This is a genomic window from Streptomyces sp. HP-A2021 (assembly GCF_022807935.1).
Taxonomy (GTDB): Bacteria; Actinomycetota; Actinomycetes; order Streptomycetales; family Streptomycetaceae; genus Streptomyces; species Streptomyces afghaniensis.
In genome coordinates this window covers 1,191,096-1,212,390 of the sequence record NZ_CP094344.1, presented here as the reverse complement: position 1 = coordinate 1,212,390, position 21,295 = coordinate 1,191,096, and the positions used below count along the sequence as shown (strand labels likewise).

Below are 21,295 nucleotides of genomic sequence, written 5' to 3'. Positions count from 1 at the left end.
AAGACACGATGTCCGAGTATTCCGATCACGAGGAGTCCGAGCGGGACCCGGAGCTGCCCGGTCGGCTGCTCCGCACCGAGCGCGACGCCCTCATGCCCCTGCTCCGCGCTTCTGACAAGGAGCGGTTCGAACTGCGCACGGCCTGCCCCGGCTGGACGGTGCGTCAACTCCTCGCGCACTGCGGCGCCGCACTGGTCCGTATCGTCGAGGACCGCCTCGAAGAAGGCGTGTTCCTGCCGGAGTCGAACGCCGCCGACGTCGCGGAGCGCGAGGACTGGCCGCTGGGTCGTGTCCTCGACGAGTTGGAGCGGGGCTTCACCGAGGCGGGAGACGTCATCGCCGGTCACAAGGACGGTCTGCTGGACGCGGTCGCCCTGGGGGAGTGGGTGCACGCCGGCGACGTACGTGAGGCGTTCGGCGAGCCAGGAGCGTACGGCGGCAAGAGCACCGGGTACGCGCTGCCGCTTCTCGAAGTGACCAGCCGCAGACGGAAGACCCCGCGTCTGCACGCCTTCCTCAGCTGCAGCAAGCCGCCGCTGGTTCTCGGCAATGAGACCGAGGGCCGCCCGGTCGCGCAGTTCTGGGGCGACGTGCCGACACTGATCCGCATCTGCACGGGCCGCCCGCTCGTCGGGACGCGCTACGAGCTGCACGGAGCGACGGAGCAGGAGCTGTGCATCTACCGGTGAATCCCGGTCGGCTCAGTCCGTCTTCACGATCTGGAAGGCCTCGGCGAGGCGGCCTGGTGGCAGGCCGCCCGCCCTGGCGTGCTCGGTCAGCCAGTCGCGCAGCAGGCCGGCCAGGTCGTCGAAGTGGGCGGTCTGTGAGGTGTGGATGCGCAGGGCGTCGACCTTCCGGTCGAAGACGGCCGTGACGTCGACGTACTGGTTGGGCCTCGGACCGGTCATGAGCCACAGTTCGGGGACGATCCAGGGTTCCAGGCCCTCGTCCTTGAGGAGCTCGGGGTGCGCGAACGGGTTGCGCGCTTCGGGGTAGACCGCCCGCAGGGCGGCGTCACCGACGGCACGGTGGTCGGGGTGCAGGTCCGCGACCCGCGCCCAGTTGATCTCCGGGCTGGGGATGATCGCCCGCGTGGGCCGCACCTGGCGGATCACCCGGCACAGGTCGCGGCGCAGTTCGACGCTCGGCTCGACGAAGCTGTCGGGGTAACCGAGAAAGCGGACATCGTGCACTCCGCTGAGCTTGGCCGAGTGGGCCTGTTCCGCGCGGCGCAGATCCGCCATCGCCTGGCGCGGGAGCCGCTCGTCGTAGCCTCCCGCGTCGCCGTCCGTGACGATGCAGTACGTCGCGCGGGTTCCGCGCGCGATCCACCGCATCACCGTGCCGCTCACGCAGAACTCGATGTCGTCCGGGTGCGCGGCCACCACGAGCAGGTTCTCGGGTGCGCCTCGGTCGGGGGAGTCGGCCTTGAACTCGTCCATGAGACAAGCCTGTTGACGTGATGGCGGGACGACAAGGCGTAGCCCGTGGCGTGTCTGCGACATGGCACTTACGTGCCAGCAAAAGAATTGGTAGATTCAAAACATTGGTGGATACAAGACCCCGGAGGCGACCGGCATGTGCAGGATCTTCGGCTCCTTCGCCGTGGCGGCCACAGGCCCCGAGCTGGCCACGGTGTCGGCCCGGCAGCGCCACGGCGGCCCCGACGAGCGCGGTGTACTCGCCGGACGTGGCTGGTCGCTCGGCTGCGACCGGCTTGCCGTCACCGATCCGACGGGCGGCTCCCAGCCCTTCCGGCTGCCGACCGCACCAGGCGTCACGGCCGTACTCAACGGCGAGATATACAACCACCGTGAGCTCCGTCGGCACCTGACCGCGCGCGGTCACCACTTCCCGGACGCCTGCGACGGCAGCCTCCTGCCCGCGCTGTACGCCGAATACGGCGCGGCCTTCGCGGACCACCTGGACGGCATGTTCGCGATCGCCATCGTTGACCTGCGGGCGCAGCTGCCCCAACTCTTCCTCGCGGTCGACGAGATGGGAATGAAGCCCCTCCACTACCACCAGGGACCCGATGGCGCGGTGCGGTTCGCCTCCGAGATCCCGGCGCTGCTCGCCTTCGACGGGGTGCCGGCCGATCCGCGCGAGGAGGCCCTCGACACCGTACTGGCCACCAAGACCCCCTTCGGCACGGAAACCGCCCTGCGAGGTATCCGCAACCTGCCACCCGGCGCCACCGCCGTCGCCCGCGGCACCGAAGGCCTGCGCGTCCTGCGCCGCCCCCCACGAGAGGCCGCACCGGCACCGGCCACCGGAGTGCTGGACACACTGCGCCGTGAGGTGCACCGGCTGGCCGACGCCGACGCCCCGATCTGCGCCATCACGAGCGGCGGCCTCGACTCCGGGCTCGTGACCGCCCTCGCCGCGGAGCACACGACGCCGCTGCACACCTTCCATCTCGGCTACCGCGGCCGCTGGCCCGACGCCGAAGACACCCACGCCAGGGCCGTGGCCAGGCGTGCCCGCACCGTCCACCACCAGGTCAACGTCGACCCCGCCGAGCTCGCCTCCCTGCTCACCCGGACCATCCGGCACCTGGGCCAGCCCAACGCCGACCCCATCACACTGAGCACCTACGCGCTCTTCCGGGCCGTGCGCGGAGCAGGCTTCACCGTGGCCCTCACCGGCGACGGCGCCGACGAACTCTTCGGCGGATACGACCGGGTGCGCGCCGCCCTGGCAGCCCCCGAGGGCGCCGACTGGACCGCGGCGTACGTCGACGCACTCGGCGCCGCTCCCCGCCTGATACGCGAGTGGCTCTACACCCCCGACTACCGGGCCTTCATCGCCGAGCAGGGCTCGGCCGCCGACCGGATCACGGCCGAGCTGCGTGCCTCCCGCGCCGACCGTGTCAGCACCCTCACCGGCTTCGAGACGCGCTGGAGGCTGCCGGCCTACCATCTGCGCCGCGTCGACCACCTCAGCATGGCCTGGGCGGTGGAAGCCAGGATGCCGTTCTGCCAGCCGGCCGTCGCGGCGGCGGCCCGCGGACTGCCCGCCGAGCAGCGGCACGGCAAACGCGCGCTGTACGAAGCAGGGCGCGACCTGTTGCCGCAGGCCGTGCTGAACAGGCCCAAGCAGCCCTTCACCTTGCCCCTCGCCGCCATGCTCGTGCCCGGAGGCCCCCTGTTCGAGCCAGTGCGTGAACTGCTCGCGCCGTCCCGGCTGATGCGGAGCGGACAGCTGCGCCCGGAGCGGGTGGGGGCGCTGCTGGCCCGGCACGCGGAACGCCCCTCGCACCAGGACGCCCTCACCCTGTGGGCGCTGGCGGTGCACGAGCTGTGGACCGAAGTCGTCCAGGGGCTGCGGGTCTCCGTCGGCTGGGCGGCGTGATCGGCGACGTCGTCCAGGCCGAAGGCGCGCCCGGGCCGACACTCGTGCTGCACAGGGACCGGCTCCCCGCCGGTGCCCTGGCCTCGTGCGCGGAACTCACCGTCGTACGGCGGTGGCTGGAACGTACGGGGCGCGGCCACATCCGCAAGCTGGCTCTGATCGGGACATCCGCCGATCCGTCGTACGACCTGGACTACCGCTTCGTGCAGTGCCTGCCGGACGGCTTCGACTTCCGGACCGGGTGCGGCCACTCGTTGCTCGCGGCCGTCGTCGGCACCGGACGGCCCGGGGCGGTGCGGGTGCGGGCGGTGACCACCGGGGACACGGTGGTGTGCGTGCCGGAGCCGCACGGGGCGTACACGGTACGGCTGGACCGGGTCACCGCGACCGCGGACCTGCTGCCCACCGGCCGCCCCGCCGACCGGCTCCGCGGGCTCACGGTGTCGATCGTCCGGTACGGCAACCCGTACGTCTTCGTCGACGCCCGCGACCTCGGGCTGGACTCGGCTCAAGCGCTCTTCACAGCAGGGCCGGCCGTGCTCGGGCGGCTGATCGCTGTGCGGGCCGCGGCGGCCCGGCTGCTGGGACTGCCGCCGCAGGGCGCGCTCCCCAAGGTCGCGGCGGTGGGTTCTTACCGCCCTGGGCGCTTGTCGGTCCGTGCGGTGACGGTCCCCGGCTGGCATCCGGCCCTGGCGCTGACGGGGAGCGTGTGTCTGGCGGCCGGGACCACCGTTCCGGGGACACTGCCCTCGCGTCTGGCCCACGACGGCAACGCGGCGTACGAGGCGTGCTCCCGCACGGCTCGCTCCTTGCGTCTCGACACCCCCTCCGGCCCGGTCCACGTGTCCACCGAGGCACCGGCCGAGCGGCTTCAGCATGTCGCCGTCCACCACAAGCGTGCCCGGGTGCTCGAACGCGCCGTGCCTCTTCCCTGGCGTATCCGCGTCACGGCGTGAACGCGCACCTGCTCAGGGGCTGGATGCGGGGCATCCCTCTGCCACCCTGGTGATCGGTCAGCAATTCCCGCCAGGCATTCCCGCCAGGACAAGGGGAATTCTTCTCTGCTGCGTCCCGACCGGGGGGAGCGATCTCCAGGATGAAATTCGAGAATCTGCGTGTCGTGGTGACCGGGGCGTCCCGGTATTTCGGGCGGGCGATCGCCATCGGGTTCGCGCACCTGGGTGCCGAGGTATTCGTCTCGGCCCGCACGGTCGAGGCCGCGGAACACACCCGTACCGAAGTGCTGGGCGAGGCGAGGAACCGTATTCACGCGTTCGGCTGCGATCTGAGCCGGCCCGCCGAGATCAGGGAATTCGCCCGGCAGGTCGGTGAGCACACGGACCGCGTGGACCTGCTCGTCAACAACGGCGCCCGCTGGCTGGACGGCTTCGAACTGGAGGGTGCCTCGGACGACTCCATCGTCGAGACCATCGAGTCCACGGCAGGCGGCACGGTGCTCATGGTCAAGCACTTCCTGCCACTGCTGCGCGCCTCCCAGCGCCCCGACATCGTCAACATGGTCGCTGTCTGCAGCCTCGGTGGAGCGGCCGATTCCCCAGCGCACGAGGCTTTTTACGCCGCCAAGGGCGCCCAGGCCGGATTCGCCGACATTCTCGCGCGCCGACTGCATCCTTCCGGCGTACGCGTCTTCTCCCTCTATCCGCCCGACTTCTCCACCTCCGATCCGCGCTCCGCTGAATGGGAGGGCATCGGCAGGGATGCTCAGTATCCCGACGAGAAGCTCACGACCCAGGCCCTCTTCGAATGCATCGTCTACGCGGTCGAGCAGCCACGTGACTGCTTCATCCGCTCGTTCCATTTCGAACCCCGCTGAGTACCCGTCGCCCAGCAGCGTTCACCTGACCGCCAAGGAGCCTTCGTCCATGAGCACCCCACTCTGGATCACCGCGACCCCGCCCGACAGCGACGGCGAGCTGCACATCGGGCACCTCGCCGGCCCGTACGTCGCCGCCGACGTGCTCAGCCGTCATCTGCGCGCCGACGGGCAGTCCGTGCTGTTCACCACCGGCACCGCCGATCACGCCGACTCCGTCGAGGTGCGGGCGCTGCGCGGTGGGCGCAAGCCCGAGGAGGTCGCGGCGGGCTTCCGTACCGCGATCACCGCCGACTGGCTGCGCTCCGGCGTCGAGTTCGACCACGTCGTCCAACCGCGTCGTGACCGTGGCTACCAGCGCTGGCTCCAGGACCTGTTCCTGGACCTGTACGCGAAGGACGTCATCGCACCCCGCACCCGATTGCTGCCGTACTGCGAACCCTGTGACCGCTGGTTGTACGGTGCCCATGTCACCGGCGTCTGCCCGCACTGCGGCACGCGCGGGGACGGCGGCCTGTGCCACACCTGTGCCAGGCCGAACGACGGCGACCTCATCGACCCGGTGTGCTCCCTGTGCGGTTCGCCGGGGCGGCCGCGCCGCTGCCGTCGCCTCTACCTTCCCCTGGAGCCGCTGCGCGAACTGCTCGCCGACTACTGGCGCTCGGCCGGGCTGCCGCCGCGCCTGGCCGTGCTGTGCGAGGGCCTCATCGAGGACGGCCTGCCGGACGTGGCCGTCGGGCATCCGGGGGACTGGGGTGTTCCGATCCCCGTGGACGGCTTCTCCGGGCACCGCATCGACGCCTGTTTCGAAGCCGCCGCGATGCACCTGTTCGGCTACGGCTACGACAAGAAGCCCCTGCCCGAACGCACCATCCACTTCAGCGGATTCGGGCACTCCTTCTGCCACGTCGTCCTGCTGCCCGCGATCCTCGTGGCCCGCGGCGTCAAACTGCCGCAGGAGATCCACGTCAACGAGACCTACCGCATCGACGTCGAGGACGCGAGGGGGCCCGACGGCAAGCCCATGGTGTGGGCTCTCGACTTACTCACGGAGTTCGGTTCCGACACACTGCGCCGGCACGTCCTTCAGGCCAGGCCGCTCGGCCGCCGCACCGACTTCCGCCGCGACGAGCTCGACCGCACCCGGCAGATGCTGGACGGCACCTGGAACAGCTGGCTCACCCGGTTGTTCACCGCGGTACGCGAGGAATGCGCGGGGCGGGTGCCCGACGCGGAGCCGGGGGGCGACGGGTGGGAGGCGCTGAGGCGTCGGCTGCACCGGGCCGCGGAGGATGTGCGCGAAGCGTACGGACCCGAGGCCTTCGATCCTCGGCGCGCGGTCGCGATCCTGGACGAAGTGGTGCGCTGTGCCACGGACTTCGGCTACGTCAACGTTTTCGAACGGCGTCGTCCGAGCGGAACCGCACGTCATCTGGCTCCGCTCATGGCTCAGTTGGCAGTGGCCTCGGCGCTGACGTCCTGGGCGTGGCCCGTCATGCCCGAAGGTGCGGGGCGGCTGGCGCAAGCCCTCCGGCTGGCACCCGGAGGGCCGGTGGTGCCGGAAGCGCTTGCCCCACCGGCTCCGGGTACGCGGCTGGCTCCGCCGTCCGGACCCGTCTTCGGCTTCTGAACCCGGTAAGCCGTTGTGCCCACCCACTCCACCTGACGGAGTGGGTGGGCACAACGGCTTACCGGGCATCCCAGCTGAAGGAGCTCCCTCGTGTCTCTGCGCGTCGCCATGCTCAGCGTCCACACCTCGCCGCTCCACCAGCCCGGCACGGGCGATGCGGGCGGCATGAACGTCTACATGGTCGAACTCTCCCGGGCCCTGGCCGAGCAGGGCACCCACATCGACCTGTTCACCCGCTGCCGGGGCGAGGGGCACCCGCCCCGCGTCGAGATCGTCCCAGGTGTCCGGGTACGGCATCTGCACGCGGGTCCGTGCCGTGCCCTGCCCAAGGAAGCCATGCCCGGGCTGGTGCTGGAATTCGCCCTCGCCCTGCTGAAGGCAGGTGCCGGCGATCCGTACGACCTGGTGCACTCGCACTACTGGCTGTCGGGCCAGGCGGGCAGCCTTGTCGCCGACCAGTGGCAGGTCCCGCTGGTTCACACGATGCACACGATGGCGCGCGTCAAGAACGCCTCCCTCGCGCCCGGCGACAAACCCGAGCCGGAACTGCGCGTCCACGGAGAGAGCGAGCTCGTCGCCACCGCTGACCGGCTCATCGCCAACACACCCGAGGAAGCGACGGCGCTGCGGAACCTCTATGGAGCAGCGCCGCACCGCACCGATGTCGTGATGCCCGGAGTCGACACCCGGACGTTCCACCCCGCCGACGGCAGGAGAGCGGCGCGCGCTCGGCTGGGCCTGCCGCAGGAGGCGTTCGTCCCGCTCTTCGCCGGCCGTATCCAACCGCTCAAAGGCCCTGACGTCCTGGTCCGCGCCATAGGGGAACTGCTCCGGGAAGCACCGGACCTGCGCCGAAGGCTGCTCGTGCCCGTGGTCGGCGGACTCAGTGGCTCGGGCACGCGGGTGCCCGGCGAACTGCGTGAGCTGTGCGGGCGGCTCGGCCTGCTGGACGTGGTTCGTTTCGAACGGGCAGTGCCGCAAGAGGAGCTGGCGGACTGGTACCGGGCGGCCGACGTCCTGGTGATGCCCTCGCGCAGCGAATCCTTCGGCCTGGTTGCCCTGGAGGCGCAGGCCTGCGGCACGCCGGTGCTGGCCGCGGCCGTCGGCGGACTGCCGACGGCGGTGCGGGAGGGAGAATCGGGACTGCTCGTAGGCGGACACGAGCCGGGCGCCTACGCGCGCAGGCTGCTGTGGTTCGCACGGCATGCGGTGGCGGCGGAGGCCATGGGGGTGGCGGCCGAACGGCACGCCCAGGGGATGAGCTGGCGCGCTGCGGCTCAGCGGACGCTTCAGGTGTACGAGCGTGCCCTGGAGAGCAGGGGCGCGAGGGTGGGGCAGAGGCGGCGGCACGCCCCTGCCCCGGCGGCCACTCTCTCCTGGAGGAATAGAAGGGCCGCAGCGACAGTCTAACATTCCTTTGGTGCGACCAAAAGTATGGTTCGCTCCAAATGAGGTTCTGCGACCGGATTCCTCACTGCCCGCACGCGGGGATGTCATATCTGCGCCATGACATATCCACGACTTGTGGAATCGTAGATTCCCGCTCATGGGCGGGTGATGATGGAAATGTCTTCGACGGAAGCCCGGCGGCACGGGCCCCGAAGACGTAGTTTCCATTCATATCCTGGAGGAAAAAGTGTCTGCAGCTGTGCGCGCCACCGGATCCCGTATTGCTCGCCAGTTCGCCCTCGCTGTGACTCTCTGCGCGGCCGTCGCAGGAGGCGCTGTTGCGACCGCCATGCCGGTCGACGATTCCGTCTCACGGCAGGTGGTGGCCGGCAGCACGGACAACAACTGGCCGGCGGTCCCGACGACCCCGCAGGACAACAACTGGCCGGCGGTCCCGACGACCCCGCAGGACAACAACTGGCCGAGCGATTCCTCTGCCCTGTAGCGGAGTTCACAGCAAAGGGCCCCGGAGGAGCCGCGCCCAGCGGCTCACCGGGGCCCTTCCCTTCGGCCACCCATGCTGCCCGATGGCTTCTCAGGCGGCTCGGCAGTCCGGGCACAGACCCTTGAAGACGACATCGGCGTCATTCACCTGCCAGCCCTTCAGGCCTTTTCTGGGAGGGGTCGGTGCCTCGTGAACTACATTCTCCACGCGTCCACATTTGACGCACAGCGCATGCTGGTGCGGTGGGCCGGAGAGTTCGAAGACAGCCGGCCAGCCGGGGCGCTCGAATTTCGTCACCAGGCCGGTGTCCAGAAAATGCCGCAGCATCTCGTAGACGGCCTGAGAGGTAAGCGTACCCAGGCGCTCCCGGGCCGCGGCGGTCAATTCCTCCACGTCGAGATGGCCGCTGGCCGTCAGTACCTGGAGCACCTCCAGGCGCGGACTGGTCACGCGCAGACCGACATCGCGGAGCTGCTGGATCGCCGCTTCGCGCTCGTTCGCCACTGCTTCGCGTGTCATCTCTCCGCCGCCTGGTGAGACCAAAAGTTTGAATGAATCGTACCTCTTGTCCTCACCGGACTGCAGAGAGCCGACAGCCTGCTCCCGGGGCAGCCGCTTGCGGCAGTCAGTCGAGCCAGCCCAGCCGGGTGGCGCGCACTCCTGCTTCGAAGCGGCTGGACGCGCCCAGCTCCTGCATCAGCTCGGAGATCATCCTGCTGACGGTGCGCAGGGAGACGCCGAGGCTGCGGGCGACCTTCTCGTCCTTCATGCCCGAGGCCAGCATGCGCAGGGCCGCGCGTTGCTGTTCTGTGAGTCCGTCGCCCCCTCGCGCGGGCTGGATCTGCTCGCCGTACGGGGTCGCGGTGTGCCAGCAGTGCTCGAACAGAGTCAGGTAGGACCGTACGAGGGCAGGGCCGCGGGCCAGGATGGCCCCCGCTGAGCCGTCCTCGGGATCGGCCGGGAGGAGGGCGAACTGCTCATCGGCGATGATCATGTTCATGGGTACGACAGGAGAGAGGCGTACCTCGACTCCCAACTTGGCCTTCATCCTGAGGTGCTCGGCGTCTTCGGGGACCGATGTAAGGCGCTGATTGAAGATGGAACGCACCTGAACGCCGTTCTCGATCTGACGCCGGTCGCGGTCCAGTGCTCGCTCGGGGATCTCCCTGCCGCGCGCCATGGGATGCATCGAGGCGAGGCGGTGCTGCACGGTGTCCGTGATGTCCTCGAGTACCTGCTGGATGCGGCGGTAGTCGCTGATGATCTCGATCTCCACGCCGGCTGCCTGGGCCAGGGTCTCGGTGCGCAGGAAGTTGCCGGCCAGGGTCTGCAGAGTGTGGTGGGCCTGGTCGGCCTGATCGAGGTGGTTGCGCAGCCGGGTGCGCTCCCGCTCCAGCAGCCTGATCAGAGCGATCTCGGGTGCTATGACGGTGACCGAGTCGCTTTCCGCCTCCGACGCCTTGCCCGCGTCCAGCTCCAGGCGGTTGTCGTGGAGTCGCCCCGTCGGGACGACCAGGCCGAGGCCGAGCAGCTCGTTGCGACATCGATCACGTTCGTCGTCCGATAAGTCCATCTCCGATGCGACTTCTCGGAAGCTGGACGCCCCTCGTGCCCGCAGTCTCCGGTAGAAGGCGAGAGCCAGGTCGGTGGATTGAGCCCCTGTTCTGCCGCTGCCGTAGACCATGGCGAAGCGCCCCCTCGTGATTCTCCGAAATGCCCCGATCACACCTTGTCACACAAGGCGCTCGGCATCTCCGAGTCATCTTAGTAATGTGGCGGGCGTCACTCGGCGGGGTGGCATACCAGGAGGACGCTGTGAGTCCGCTCGTCGAGCCACTGCTGCCGCTGATCGGCGACGCGCAGGCCGGCGCCCCGCAGTTCCCTTAGAAGGTCTCCCTGATTCACGATCCACTTGTCGGTGGTGGTGATCGACCGGCGGACCCGCGTCTTCTCCGAGCGCTCGATGAAGTAGGTGATCCGCTCGCTCATGGTGGCGAGGTCGAAGACCTGACGGGCCACGACCCACTCGGTGACCCCGTCGAACCGCGGCACCTGGAACGCCCAGGTGCGGTGGGGGTGTTCGGCGATACCCGCCGCGTCATGGGCCGTGTAGTCCAAGGCGAGCGCGCCGTCCCCGCCCAGGTGGGCGGCGATCTCGCGAAGTACCCCGGGGCGAGCGTACGGGGGGATCGCCGCAACCATCGCACCTGCCAGCAGGGTGAGTTGGTAGCGCCGGCGCAGGCGCAGACGGGCGAGATCGGCGTGGGTGGTGGTGATCCGGCCGCGTATCTGCGGGCCGATGCGATCGGCCCAGGCGCGCAGTCTCTCCAGGCTCGGGGCGTCCCGGTCCACCGCCTCGACGGTGAAGCCGTGGCGGGCGAACGGGACGGTGAGCCGTCCGGCGCCCGAGCCCAGGTCGAGCACGGGACCGCCGGTGGCCCTGGCCAACGTCAGATACTCCACGATGTCGCCGCTGAAAGGCCCCAGCAGGGCGTCGTGCAGCCACAGCTGGTCCTCGGCGTGGGGGGCGAGGGACTCAAGACCGGGAAGCCAGGCGCACAGGGCGGGGGAGGCGGTGGTGATCCGGGACGGCGGGACCGGGCCGAGCGCAGGCGTTACCGGTGTGCCGGTCTGTGTGTACATCGCTCCTCCAGGTGGCTCGACCGGTCCTGCCGTCCGGGCGGGCCCCGTGCCGCCGGAACCGCGCCGCGGCACCATCGTGTCCGGGAGCCTTTACGCTGCGCCAGCCTCGACGGATGCGCATTCACGCCAACGCGCGTCTACGCCAAGGACGTCGGACTCGTGAGCGATGCATGAGTCGAATATGCGACTCTCAAATTGCCCGGCTCAATCGCCGTCCTGCGCCCTTGAAACCCTGAGTCGTGTAGAAGGGAAGTGAGGGGTCGGCCTCCGACGGCAGGCTGACCGACTGGTGCCGGGCACCGTGTCTTCGCATGCGCTCGGTGAGAACGAACAGCAGCGCACCGCCGATGCCGTCACGGCGACGGTTCGGTGCGGTGCACAGTGCGTACAACTCGCCCTCACCCGGCGCGGGTACGCCTCCTGCGGCTGCGCCGACGATCTGCCCGTCGGCCTCGGTGGCCACCAGCCAGCCCAACCAGCTCGGCGCGCCCCCAGGAACCCCTATTTCCGCGCTGATGCGGGGGAGTGAGCAATTCACGCTCACCAGGCGTTCGACGGCGTTCTTTTCGAGAGTTCCGGCATAGCTCTCGCGTATCACGGCGGCGAGCAGCTGGGATACGGCCGGCGCCTCGGCGGAGGCGGCGGGTCGCACTTCAACCGCGTGCATCAGGTCTGCACCTTCCCGGGGTGGCCTCTCGCGTCCCGCGCCCAACGATAGCGGTGAATTAGGGGGGCGAGCCGGGGAAAGCGTACCTACGTATTCGATTAGTCAATAGAGATGCCCGGAACGGAACAGCAGGCGAGAACAAGCGGAGTCAGGGCTGCCGCTGCGGTAAGTGCCACAAACACCGTCCGCAGTGTCGGAGAGCATGCGGCGTGCGGTGTGAGGATGCGGCGCATGCGCAACACCGCCGACGGTCCGCCCGCCGCGAAGGCCATGTCGGGTGCCTGACCGGATGCCACCGCGTACAGGGCGGTGGCGAGCGCGTCCCGCGAACACCGCCGCAACGCCCGGTCGTCTGCTGCCATCTCGAGCAACAGCGGTACCTCGGTGCGAGCGAGCCGGGCCAGTGGCAGTCCACGGAAGATGGCACAGAAGGCCCCGGCTGCGGCCACCAGCAGATGGTGGCGGCCGGCGATGTGCGCCCGCTCGTGTTCCAGCACCGCTGTCACTTGCTGCCGGGTCAGGACCTCAAGTGCGCCCGAACTGACCACGACTTGAGGTCCGCGGCCCGGCAGGCAGTACACGGCCGGGGTGTCATGCTCCAGCACGGTGGCACCCAACTCCGGTCGCCTGCTGCCGACGAGGCGCAGCAGGTCGGCGTGACGTACTCGCTGGCGTCTCGCGCTCAGGAGTTCACGTACGAAGGTGACGGCGAAGGCGGCCGGCACGGAGGCCGCCGCGACAAGGGCCGCCCACCCGCGGGTGCCCACGCCCGCCAGGCCGTTCGGAAGGAGAGACCCGCACTGCGCGCCGCCGGAGACGACGCAGGCCTCGGTGAAGCGGGACAGGTGGTGGCTGCCTGCTGTCGGAAGCAGCAGTTGCAGGGCCGTCAGGGACACGGAGGCGATGAGGGCCAGCCCGAGCAGGATCCACACCGTGACAGCCAGCCGGGGTGTTCGATGCGCCCAGTGGCTGCGGGAGAGTGCCCTCGGCAGCAGCACCCCGGCCACCAGGGCGATGGCCAGCGGCGGCAGTACGTGGTGGCCGGGAACGAGTAGCCCGCCTGAGTAACCGAGGAGTACGGTCACGAGGGTGCTCCGGGCTCCTCGGCACTGCCAGGAACGCGGCCCATCGCACGCAGTGCGGCATCCAGCGCGGACACGTCCTCCGGCGACATGTGCTCCACGAACCGCTGCAGCGCGGCCTTGCGGTCCTCGGTGTTGCCGAGTGCGTCCTGCATGAGGGCGGCGGTGTATTCCTCACGGCTGCGCTCGGGTTCGTACAGCCAGGCGCGCCCGGCCTTCTCGCGGCGGAGCAGGCCCTTGCGATGGAGGATGTCCGCGACCGTCATCACCGTCGTGTAGGCGACGGGACGCACGTGGTTGATGTCGTCGACGATCTCCCGGACCGTGGCAGGCCGGCCCCAGCGCCAGAGCCGGTCCATGATTTCGGCTTCCAGGTCACCCAGCCGTCGCACCCTTCCCCCCTTTTCCTCCCCGTCACCGAGGTGCCTCACATCGTATGGCACCCCTCATCTCCGGAGGATGGTCACACAGGCGTCACGCATACGGGTAGGGGGTATGTTGCCTTCATGTTCTCAGTCAGCAGGGAAATCACCCTCAAGGCCGCGAAGAGCCCGTGCGCGAAGGTCTGCGGAACCGACCTGGGCGGAGCCGAGTTGGTGTTGTTGCGCCAGGTGCTCGGCCTGTGTCTGCGCCTCAGCCTCAGGCTGAGCGCCGACTGCCCCGCGGGCAAAGGAGTCTGAGCAGCGCCGGGCCCGGGCGGTTGAACCGCCCGGGCCCGAAAACCTGGAGGTCACGCCCGTACGAGCCGGGCGATCGCCTTGGACGCCTCGTTGACCTTGGTTCTGGCCTGCTCGCCGCCCTCCACGATGGCCTCCGTGACGCAGCAGTTGAGGTGCTCGTCCAGCAGGGCCAGCGCGCAGGACTGGAGCGCGGCGTTGGTGGCGGCCACCTGGGTCAGGACGTCGATGCAGTAGGTCTCCTCCTCGACCATGCGCTGCAAGCCCCGCACCTGGCCCTCGATCCGGCGGAGCCGTCGGAGAATGACGTCCCGGTGGGTCTGCTCTCCGGCCACGGCGGCCTCCTTCCCGTCCTGGTCGGCCGCTTCATCGGTCGGCGGGCTGGAAGCCGCGCAGTCGCAGGCTGTTGCCGACCACGAAGACCGAGGAGAAGGCCATGGCCGCTCCGGCGATCATCGGGTTGAGCAGGCCGGCGGCGGCCAGTGGCAGGGCGGCGACGTTGTAGGCGAAGGCCCAGAAGAGGTTGGACCTGATGGTGCCCAGCGTCTTGCGGGACAGGCGGATGGCGTCCGCCGCGACCCTCAGATCGCCCCGCACGAGCGTCAGGTCTCCCGCCTCGATCGCGGCGTCCGTGCCCGTTCCCATCGCCAGGCCCAGGTCGGCCTGAGCCAGCGCGGCCGCGTCGTTGACGCCGTCGCCGACCATCGCGACCGAACGGCCCTCGCTCTGCAGGTGCTTGACGGCGTCGACCTTGTCCTGCGGCATGACCTCGGCGATCACGTGCTCGGGGGCGATGCCCACCTCCGCGGCGACCGCCTCGGCGACAGCCTTGTTGTCACCGGTCAGCAGGATGGGCGTCAGGCCCAGGGCACGCAGCCGCTCGATGGCCTCCGGGCTGGTCTCCTTGATGGCGTCGGCGACCTCCAGCACCGCGCGGGCCTCGCCGTCCCAGGCGACCGCGATGGCGGTACGCCCGGCCGCCTCGGCCTCGGCCTTGGCGCGCCGCAGCTCCTCCGGCAGGGACATGGCCCACTCGCCGAGGAGCTTCTCGCGTCCGACCAGGACCGCGTGGCCCTCGACGATGCCCTGGACGCCGAGCCCGGCGATGTTGGCGAAGTCCTCCGGAGCGGGGAGTGTGCCGACGCGGGCGGCGGCGCCGGAGGCGACGGCCTGGGCGATGGGGTGCTCGGAGGAGTGCTCGAGAGCGCCCGCGAGGCGCAGGACGTCGTCCTCGTCGGTGCCGTCGGTGGTGTGCACGGCGAGCAGGGTCATCTTGCCGGTGGTGACGGTGCCGGTCTTGTCCAGGACGATGGTGTCGACCGTGCGCGTCGTCTCCAGGACTTCTGGTCCCTTGATGAGGATGCCGAGTTGGGCGCCGCGCCCGGTGCCGACCATGAGGGCGGTCGGCGTGGCCAGGCCCAGGGCGCACGGGCAGGCGATGATCAGGACGGCGACCGCGGCGGTGAAGGCGGCGGTCAGTCCGGCGCCGTTGCCGAGCCAGAAGCCCAGAGTGCCGAGCGCCAGGGCGATCACGACCGGGACGAAGACCGCGGAGATCTTGTCGGCGAGCCGCTGCGCGGCGGCCTTGCCGTTCTGCGCGTCCTCCACCAGCTTGGCCATGCGGGCGAGCTGGGTGTCGGCGCCGACGCGGGTGGCTTCGACGACCAGGCGGCCGCCGGCGTTCAGGGTGGCCCCGGTGACGGCGTCCCCGGTGCCGACCTCGACCGGCACCGACTCGCCGGTGAGCATGGAGGCGTCCACGGCGGATGACCCCTCGACGACCACACCGTCGGTGGCGATCTTCTCACCGGGCCGCACCAGGAACCGGTCGCCGACCTTCAACTCGCCGACAGGAATGAGCTCTTCCCGGCCGGCACGCACCACCGTGACGTCCTTGGCGCCGAGCTCCAGCAGGGCCTTCAGCGCCGCTCCCGCCTTCCGCTTCGACCGCGCCTCGAAGTACCGCCCGGCCAGGATGAAGGCGGTGACACCCGCCGCGGCTTCCAGGTAGATGTTCCCGGCCCCGTCGGTGCGGGCGATGGTGAGCTCGAAGGGGTGGGTCATGCCCGGCGTGCCGGCCGTGCCGAAGAAGAGCGCCCACAGGGACCACAGGAACGCCGCCGAGGTGCCGACGGAGATCAGCGTGTCCATCGTGGCGGCACCGTGCTTGGCGTTCGTCCAGGCGGCCTTGTGGAAGGGCCAGGCGGCGTATGTCACCACGGGCGCCGCCAGCGTGAGCGAGAGCCACTGCCAGTACTCGAACTGCAGCGCCGGGACCATGGCCATCGCGATCACGGGGACGGCGAGTGCCACGGCGGCGGTCAGCCGCCGGCGCAGCGGCAGCAGCTCGTCGCTCTCCTCCTGCGTGGAGCCGGCACCGGACGCGGAGTCGTCGGAGCGGGCGGTCTCGGGCTGGGGCTCCCGCGCGGTGTAGCCGGTGGCCTCGACGGTCGCGATCAGGTCCGAGACGGTCACGTCCTCGCGGAAGGTGACCTTCGCTTTCTCTGTGGCGTAGTTGACGGTGGCCTCGACCCCGTCCAGGCGGTTGAGCTTCTTCTCGATCCGGGCGGCGCACGAGGCGCAGGTCATGCCGCCGATGGCGAGTTCGACCTCGGCGGCGCCGGGCGTGGTGGTGGTCATGTCTGCTCCTCGGAGCTCACGAACGCGAAGTGCGAAAGAAGACAGGGAGAACGGGGGCCGCCGAGCTTGCGGCCCCCGCCCGGCTCGTTGGTCAGGCGGCCACGCGACCGGCGAAGTTGTAGCCGGCCTCGTCGACGGTCTTGGCGATCAGCGCGTCGAGCGCCTCGTCGGGCTCGGTCGAGGTCGTCACCGTGACCAGGCCGGTGCCGATCTCGACCTCGACCGCGGTGACCTCGTCCAGACCGCCCACCGCCTTGGCGACGACGCCCTGGCAGTGTGCGCTGCCGACGCCGTCGACCTTGTAGGTGGTCTTGGACTCCGCCGGGGTGTGGCAGCTTCCGTCGGTGGTGCAGCAGTTCGACACGGGTCCTCCGCAACTAGTGTTCATTCATACCCCTAGGGGGTATCTTCTCGACGGCCTCATGTATACCCCCCTCCCGTATTCAATGGCAAGCCTTGATCCGACTTGACTTGGTACCCCCTGGGGGTATTTTGAGGTGTCGGCCGCACGCACGAACGGCCAGGAGATGAGGAGTGGCTCATGAACACCGGACTGCGGATCACCGTCTTCGCCGCCGCACTCGCCGCGACCTTCGGCGCCGCCTACGGCGTGGGCGGCGCAGTCAGCCCGATCTCACCCGAGCCGAAGAGCGGCAGGCACAGTGAGGGCAAAGGCCACGCGGCGGCCGTGCACAAGGAACAGACGGCCGGGCACCACGAGGCGAAGGACGGCGGTCACGAAGCTGCACCGCCGGGCGGCCTCGAGATCTCCGCCGACGGCTACACGCTCGACCTGAAGACCCCGCGCCTCGAAGCCGGCGAGAAGACCGGCCTGCGCTTCGCCGTCGTGCAGGACAGGACCGGGCGCAAGGTCACCGCGTACCAGCGCGAGCACGGCAAGGATCTGCACCTGATCGTCGCCTCACGTGACCTGACCGTCTACCGCCACCTGCACCCCGTCAGGGCCGCGGACGGCACCTGGTCCACGCCCGTGGACCTGCCGAGGGCCGGTGCCTACCGCGTCTTCGCCGACTTCAAGCCGAAGGGCGGCGAAGCGCTCACCCTCGGTGCCGACCTCGCCGCGTCCGGGCCGTACGAGCCCGGCGAGCTGCCCGAGCACAACACCACAGCGAAGGTCGACGGCTACGAGGTGAAGCTGCGAGGCGCGCTGACCCCCGGCAAGGCCGGTGAACTCAGGCTGACGGTGGCAAAGGACGGTGAGCCGGTCCGCAACCTCCAGCCCTACCTGGGCGCCTACGGCCACCTTGTCGCCCTGCGCTCGGGCGACCTCGCCTATCTGCACGTCCACCCGAACGGCGAGCCCGGCGACGGCAAGACCAAGCCCGGTCCGGAGGTCTCCTTCACGGCGACGGCACCCAGCGCCGGCGCGTACCGCCTGTTCCTGGACTTCCAGCACGAGGGCAAGGTCCGTACCGCGGCCTTCACCGTGCATGCGGGCGGCGCGGTGGACGTGGCCGAGAAGCCCTCGCAGGCCAGGCCTGCCGAGGGGGAGACCGGACACGCACACTGATGATCAGGGCCTGGTCGACGGCGACCTCTCGTGCCTAGGGCGTGTCCGCAAAGTCCCGCCTGCCCCGCGACGCCCGGCACGCACTCTCGCCGCACCGGCCGAAAGCCCGAGTACGCCCAGTACGAGGGCTTCCGGCCGGCACGCCGAGAGCACGCACCTGACGCCGCGGGGCCCGCCCTCCGGGCGGACGACGGGAATTTGACGACAGGGCCTAGTGGTGGTCGTGGGCCAGGGCCGTCTGAAGGGCGATGGCGCCATCGAGCGCGTGGCGCAGTTCGTTCAGCTGCTGTGCGGTGAGCGGTCCGTCGCCGACTGGCTGGAGCGTGTCGTACTGCGGCGGGGTGACGATGCTGGGGTGCCGGTAGTCCTTTACCTGCCGCTCGCGCTCCGGCCGGACCCACGGCCGCGTCCGCCCCGAGCCGTCCCAGGGCTGCAGTCTGCGCGCGTACCAGAGGGGTTCCCCGGGATCCTCCCCGTACACGGTGGCCGGATTGAGCCGAGTGGCCGGGTCCTCGTACTGCCACATCGCGAACAGGCGGTCCACGTTCGCGTGGAGCAGGAAGACGAACGGGTCGCGGAAGGCCGTGTGGGCGTCGCCGATCGTGCCGCCGATGTACCCGTGGGCGCCGTCATGACAGCGCTCGAGTCGGATGCGCATGCTCAGGTAGTTCGACGAGCGGATGATCTCGCGGTCCGAGAAGCACAGCTCCGGCGGACCGTCGGGAACCTCTCGTTTGAGGGTGCGGGGCGGGTCGAAGGGATTGCCGTGTGCGACGTCCGAGGAGCTCTCGCCGCGGAAGGGATCGGCCTGCGGATTGTAGAAGCCGGCGCTCAGCCAGGGTTCTCCCACCTCTTCACCTGTTTTCGCCCCCATGAACTCGGGAGTGAAGAGTGGGGCGGGATCGGTGTTCCAGTCCCAGTAGTGCAGTGACAGCCGTGGTTCGACCGCCCGGATCAGCTGCTCGAAGCGGTTGCAGAGCTCGCGGTGCCACGGCAGGAACTCCGGACCCTGATGGACGTGCGTGGCTTGATGGATCTCGTCCTGTTTGAACCAGTGGCTGACGCCGCCGGGCGGGAACTCGTCCCGAGAGCCCGGGTAATGGCGCTTGTTCAGTTCCTTGATGGCCTTGACGAACGCGTCCCGTTCGTCGTCGTCTATCTCGGCGACGTTGCGGCGGATGCCGTCACCTCGGATCACAAGATCACTCCTTCACGGGGTGGAGTGTGCCGAGCGAAGCCGTCGTTCAAAGCGCAATGGTTGAATCGACTTCACCGGATCGCGGATAACTCCCCTTTCCAGTCGGCCACACAAGGGCACTGTGCGCATGTGGATCAGGCCGCGGCGTGCGGGCTGCCGTGGCCTGGGAAACCCATAGGTCAGACGGCTGGACGTGCTCCAACCCACGTGCCTGTCGGGCTTACTCGTCCCGCGCGATCCGCACGCATCGGCGACGGCGCGGGAGTGGTGATGAGACGGTCCGTCAGGTCTTCGTCGATATGCATGCCGTAGTACTGAAGACCATGTGGGGGAAGGCCGGGAGCCCGTAGAACTGGATGATCGCCACCTGCGGGGCGGGGACCGTCGGTCGGCCTTGCTCGGTTGCGCAGAGCGGTCACCTTGGGCGCCCATGAACCGACTCTGCCCCACCTGAACTGAACGGTTGAGTTCATGTGAACTGAACAGTATGGTTCAAGTAGGGGGTGAACGTCGCCGTGCGCCGGTGTCCCCGCGGCGGGTGTGCTCCTCGCTCTACTCCTCGCGCCGTCCCGCTGCGCGACACGACCGGAACCACGGACCAGAAGGACTCGTCATGACCCATTCCGCAGCCGGTGCGCCGCACGCCGCCGAACACGACCACCACCCGCCCGCCGACCCACGCCGCTGGGGAGCGCTCGCCCTGATCTGCCTCGCCCAGTTCATGCTGATCCTCGACGTCACCGTCGTGAACGTCGCCCTCCCCGACATGGCGGTCGATCTCGACCTCGGCCGGGAAACGCTGACCTGGGTCGTCACCGCCTACACCCTCTGCTTCGGCGGGCTGATGCTGCTCGGCGGCCGGCTCGCCGACGCCCTCGGCGCCCGCCGTACCCTGCTCGCCGGCCTCGTCCTCTTCAGCGCCGCGTCACTGATCACCGGTCTGGCCGGGAACGCGCCGATGTTGCTCGGCGGCCGGATCGGTCAGGGCGTCGGCGCGGCCCTGCTGTCCCCGGCCGCGCTGTCCATCGTCACCACCACCTTCCACGGCGCCGAACGCAACAAGGCACTCGGTGTCTGGGCCGCGATCGGGGGCACCGGCTCCGCGGCCGGTGTGCTGCTCGGCGGGGCCCTGACCGACGGGCCCGGCTGGGAGTGGGTGTTCTACATCAACGTGCCGGTCGGGCTGCTCCTGCTGGTCGCCCTGCCCGCCTTCGTACCGGCCCGTGCTCCGCAACCCGCACGGCTCGACATCCCGGGCGCGCTGCTCGTCACCGCGGGCACCGCTGCCCTGATCTACGGCTTGGTCAAGGCGGGGGACACCGGCTGGGCGGACGCCTCGACCCTGCTGCCGCTGGCCGGTGCCGTGCTCGCGTACGCGGCCTTCGCGGCAGTCGAACGGGCGAGCCGGGCCCCGCTGATGGACCTGCGGATGTTCACCCGGCGGCCGGTGCTCGCCGGGGCCTTCCTGATGCTGGTCGCCACGGCGTTGCTGATCGCGTTCTTCTTCCTGGGATCCGTCTACTTGCAGCACATCCGCGGGTTCAGCCCGTTGAGTACCGGGCTGGTGTTCCTCCCGGTCGCCGTGGCCACCGGCATCGGCGCCCACCTCGGGTCCCGGCTCGTCGGCCGGATCGGCAGCCGCCCGACGGCCGTCGTCGGCATGGCCGTCGCGGCCGCCGGAACCATCCCGCTGACCCGGCTGTCGGAGACCGGCAGCGTGTACGCCGGGCTCCTGCCGGGCTTCGTGATCGCCTCCCTCGGCATCGGCGCGGTATTCGTCACCGCCACGACCACCGCCCTGGCCATGGTGGAGCACCGGGAGGCGGGGCTCGCCTCCGGGGTCGTCAACACCTTCCACGAGGTAGGTGGTTCGATCGGCGTCGCCGTCGTCTCGACCATCGCGGCCTCCGGCTTCGAGCAGGGCGCGGTGGGTGGCTTCGCCGACGCGTTCACCGTGTGTGCTGTGGCAGCCGCTGCCGGCGCCGTTGTCGCCCTGGGCCTCGTACCGCGCGGCAAACCACAGTCGACGGGCGGCCCGCACGTGCACTGACGGGGACCGCTCGTAAGGGGTAACTCGAATTCTGGACAGGATTGTTCCCGATGGTCCGGGCCCCGCCTCCAGGGCCCGGACCAGCCGGTCGCGCA

The 21,295-nt window shown here is 69.8% G+C and carries 21 protein-coding genes; 10 read left to right on the top strand and 11 right to left on the bottom strand.

Features of this window, described 5'->3' with window-relative positions:
- The first annotated feature begins 8 nt into the window (after nucleotides 1–8).
- A complete protein-coding gene (locus MQE23_RS05650) occupies nucleotides 9–689 on the top strand; it encodes a maleylpyruvate isomerase family mycothiol-dependent enzyme (RefSeq protein WP_020275610.1) in 681 nt (226 codons plus the stop codon).
- 12 nt (nucleotides 690–701) lie between these two features.
- Here the strand turns inward: MQE23_RS05650 and MQE23_RS05645 are convergent, their stop codons facing one another.
- On the bottom strand, nucleotides 702–1,442 hold the full coding sequence (locus MQE23_RS05645) for a PIG-L deacetylase family protein (RefSeq protein ID WP_020275609.1): 741 nt from the start codon (nucleotides 1,440–1,442) through the stop codon (nucleotides 702–704).
- A gap of 136 nt (nucleotides 1,443–1,578) precedes the next feature.
- On the opposite strand from MQE23_RS05645, the gene asnB reads away from it, so the two are divergent.
- From asnB to MQE23_RS05615, 6 genes are all read left to right on the top strand, one after another.
- Nucleotides 1,579–3,354: an asparagine synthase (glutamine-hydrolyzing) gene (gene asnB, locus MQE23_RS05640; protein ID WP_243378433.1), complete on the top strand. Its 1,776-nt coding sequence runs from the start codon at nucleotides 1,579–1,581 to the stop codon at nucleotides 3,352–3,354.
- Nucleotides 3,351–4,310 (top strand): PrpF domain-containing protein, encoded by a 960-nt coding sequence (locus tag MQE23_RS05635; protein ID WP_243378432.1) that lies wholly within the window; start codon nucleotides 3,351–3,353, stop codon nucleotides 4,308–4,310. The genes asnB and MQE23_RS05635 overlap by 4 nt, the downstream gene beginning before the upstream one ends.
- A 140-nt stretch (nucleotides 4,311–4,450) precedes the next feature.
- A complete protein-coding gene (locus MQE23_RS05630) occupies nucleotides 4,451–5,188 on the top strand; it encodes an SDR family oxidoreductase (protein ID WP_020275606.1) in 738 nt (245 codons plus the stop codon).
- A gap of 49 nt (nucleotides 5,189–5,237) precedes the next feature.
- On the top strand, nucleotides 5,238–6,818 hold the full coding sequence (locus MQE23_RS05625) for a class I tRNA ligase family protein (RefSeq protein WP_020275605.1): 1,581 nt from the start codon (nucleotides 5,238–5,240) through the stop codon (nucleotides 6,816–6,818).
- Nucleotides 6,819–6,926: 108 nt separating this feature from the next.
- Nucleotides 6,927–8,228, top strand: coding sequence for a D-inositol-3-phosphate glycosyltransferase (gene mshA / locus MQE23_RS05620; RefSeq protein ID WP_020275604.1), 1,302 nt, complete (start codon nucleotides 6,927–6,929; stop codon nucleotides 8,226–8,228).
- Nucleotides 8,229–8,556: 328 nt separating this feature from the next.
- Nucleotides 8,557–8,712, top strand: a complete 156-nt coding sequence (locus MQE23_RS05615; RefSeq protein WP_243378431.1) for a hypothetical protein — start codon at nucleotides 8,557–8,559, stop codon at nucleotides 8,710–8,712.
- 90 nt (nucleotides 8,713–8,802) lie between these two features.
- Here MQE23_RS05615 and MQE23_RS05610 read toward each other — a convergent pair whose 3' ends face one another.
- From MQE23_RS05610 to MQE23_RS05585, 6 genes are all read right to left on the bottom strand, one after another.
- A complete protein-coding gene (locus MQE23_RS05610; RefSeq protein ID WP_082320027.1) occupies nucleotides 8,803–9,231 on the bottom strand; it encodes a Fur family transcriptional regulator in 429 nt (142 codons plus the stop codon).
- Nucleotides 9,232–9,337: 106 nt separating this feature from the next.
- Nucleotides 9,338–10,285 carry a helix-turn-helix transcriptional regulator gene (locus tag MQE23_RS05605; protein WP_020275601.1) on the bottom strand — a complete coding sequence of 316 codons (948 nt, stop codon included), beginning with the start codon at nucleotides 10,283–10,285 and terminating at the stop codon, nucleotides 9,338–9,340.
- 209 nt (nucleotides 10,286–10,494) lie between these two features.
- Entirely contained in the window at nucleotides 10,495–11,355 is an 861-nt protein-coding gene (locus MQE23_RS05600; RefSeq protein ID WP_020275600.1) for a class I SAM-dependent methyltransferase, read from the bottom strand.
- Between the two features lie 190 nt (nucleotides 11,356–11,545).
- Complete coding sequence (locus MQE23_RS05595) at nucleotides 11,546–12,022, bottom strand: GNAT family N-acetyltransferase (protein WP_082320025.1); 477 nt, start codon at nucleotides 12,020–12,022, stop codon at nucleotides 11,546–11,548.
- Between the two features lie 98 nt (nucleotides 12,023–12,120).
- Nucleotides 12,121–13,107, bottom strand: a complete 987-nt coding sequence (locus tag MQE23_RS05590; protein ID WP_020275598.1) for a M56 family metallopeptidase — start codon at nucleotides 13,105–13,107, stop codon at nucleotides 12,121–12,123.
- Nucleotides 13,104–13,496, bottom strand: coding sequence for a BlaI/MecI/CopY family transcriptional regulator (locus MQE23_RS05585; protein ID WP_020275597.1), 393 nt, complete (start codon nucleotides 13,494–13,496; stop codon nucleotides 13,104–13,106). The genes MQE23_RS05590 and MQE23_RS05585 overlap by 4 nt, the downstream gene beginning before the upstream one ends.
- A gap of 114 nt (nucleotides 13,497–13,610) precedes the next feature.
- Here MQE23_RS05585 and MQE23_RS05580 point away from each other — a divergent pair, with 114 nt between their 5' ends.
- The gene (locus MQE23_RS05580) at nucleotides 13,611–13,784 is read left to right on the top strand and encodes a hypothetical protein (RefSeq protein ID WP_020275596.1); all 174 of its coding nucleotides are present in this window, start codon (nucleotides 13,611–13,613) and stop codon (nucleotides 13,782–13,784) included.
- 50 nt (nucleotides 13,785–13,834) lie between these two features.
- Here MQE23_RS05580 and MQE23_RS05575 read toward each other — a convergent pair whose 3' ends face one another.
- The 3 genes from MQE23_RS05575 to MQE23_RS05565 all read right to left on the bottom strand — a co-directional run bounded on the left by MQE23_RS05575 (nucleotide 13,835) and on the right by MQE23_RS05565 (nucleotide 16,785).
- On the bottom strand, nucleotides 13,835–14,116 hold the full coding sequence (locus MQE23_RS05575) for a metal-sensitive transcriptional regulator (RefSeq protein ID WP_020275595.1): 282 nt from the start codon (nucleotides 14,114–14,116) through the stop codon (nucleotides 13,835–13,837).
- Between the two features lie 31 nt (nucleotides 14,117–14,147).
- A complete protein-coding gene (locus tag MQE23_RS05570; protein WP_243378430.1) occupies nucleotides 14,148–16,421 on the bottom strand; it encodes a heavy metal translocating P-type ATPase in 2,274 nt (757 codons plus the stop codon).
- A gap of 91 nt (nucleotides 16,422–16,512) precedes the next feature.
- A complete protein-coding gene (locus MQE23_RS05565) occupies nucleotides 16,513–16,785 on the bottom strand; it encodes a heavy-metal-associated domain-containing protein (protein ID WP_020275593.1) in 273 nt (90 codons plus the stop codon).
- Between the two features lie 177 nt (nucleotides 16,786–16,962).
- On the opposite strand from MQE23_RS05565, the gene MQE23_RS05560 reads away from it, so the two are divergent.
- A complete protein-coding gene (locus MQE23_RS05560) occupies nucleotides 16,963–17,952 on the top strand; it encodes a hypothetical protein (RefSeq protein ID WP_020275592.1) in 990 nt (329 codons plus the stop codon).
- 211 nt (nucleotides 17,953–18,163) lie between these two features.
- Here MQE23_RS05560 and MQE23_RS05555 read toward each other — a convergent pair whose 3' ends face one another.
- Entirely contained in the window at nucleotides 18,164–19,150 is a 987-nt protein-coding gene (locus tag MQE23_RS05555; protein WP_020275591.1) for a tyrosinase family protein, read from the bottom strand.
- A 613-nt stretch (nucleotides 19,151–19,763) separates the two neighbouring features.
- Between MQE23_RS05555 and MQE23_RS05550 the strand changes: the two genes are divergently transcribed.
- Nucleotides 19,764–21,200 (top strand): MFS transporter, encoded by a 1,437-nt coding sequence (locus MQE23_RS05550; RefSeq protein WP_243378429.1) that lies wholly within the window; start codon nucleotides 19,764–19,766, stop codon nucleotides 21,198–21,200.
- Nucleotides 21,201–21,295 lie beyond the last annotated feature (95 nt).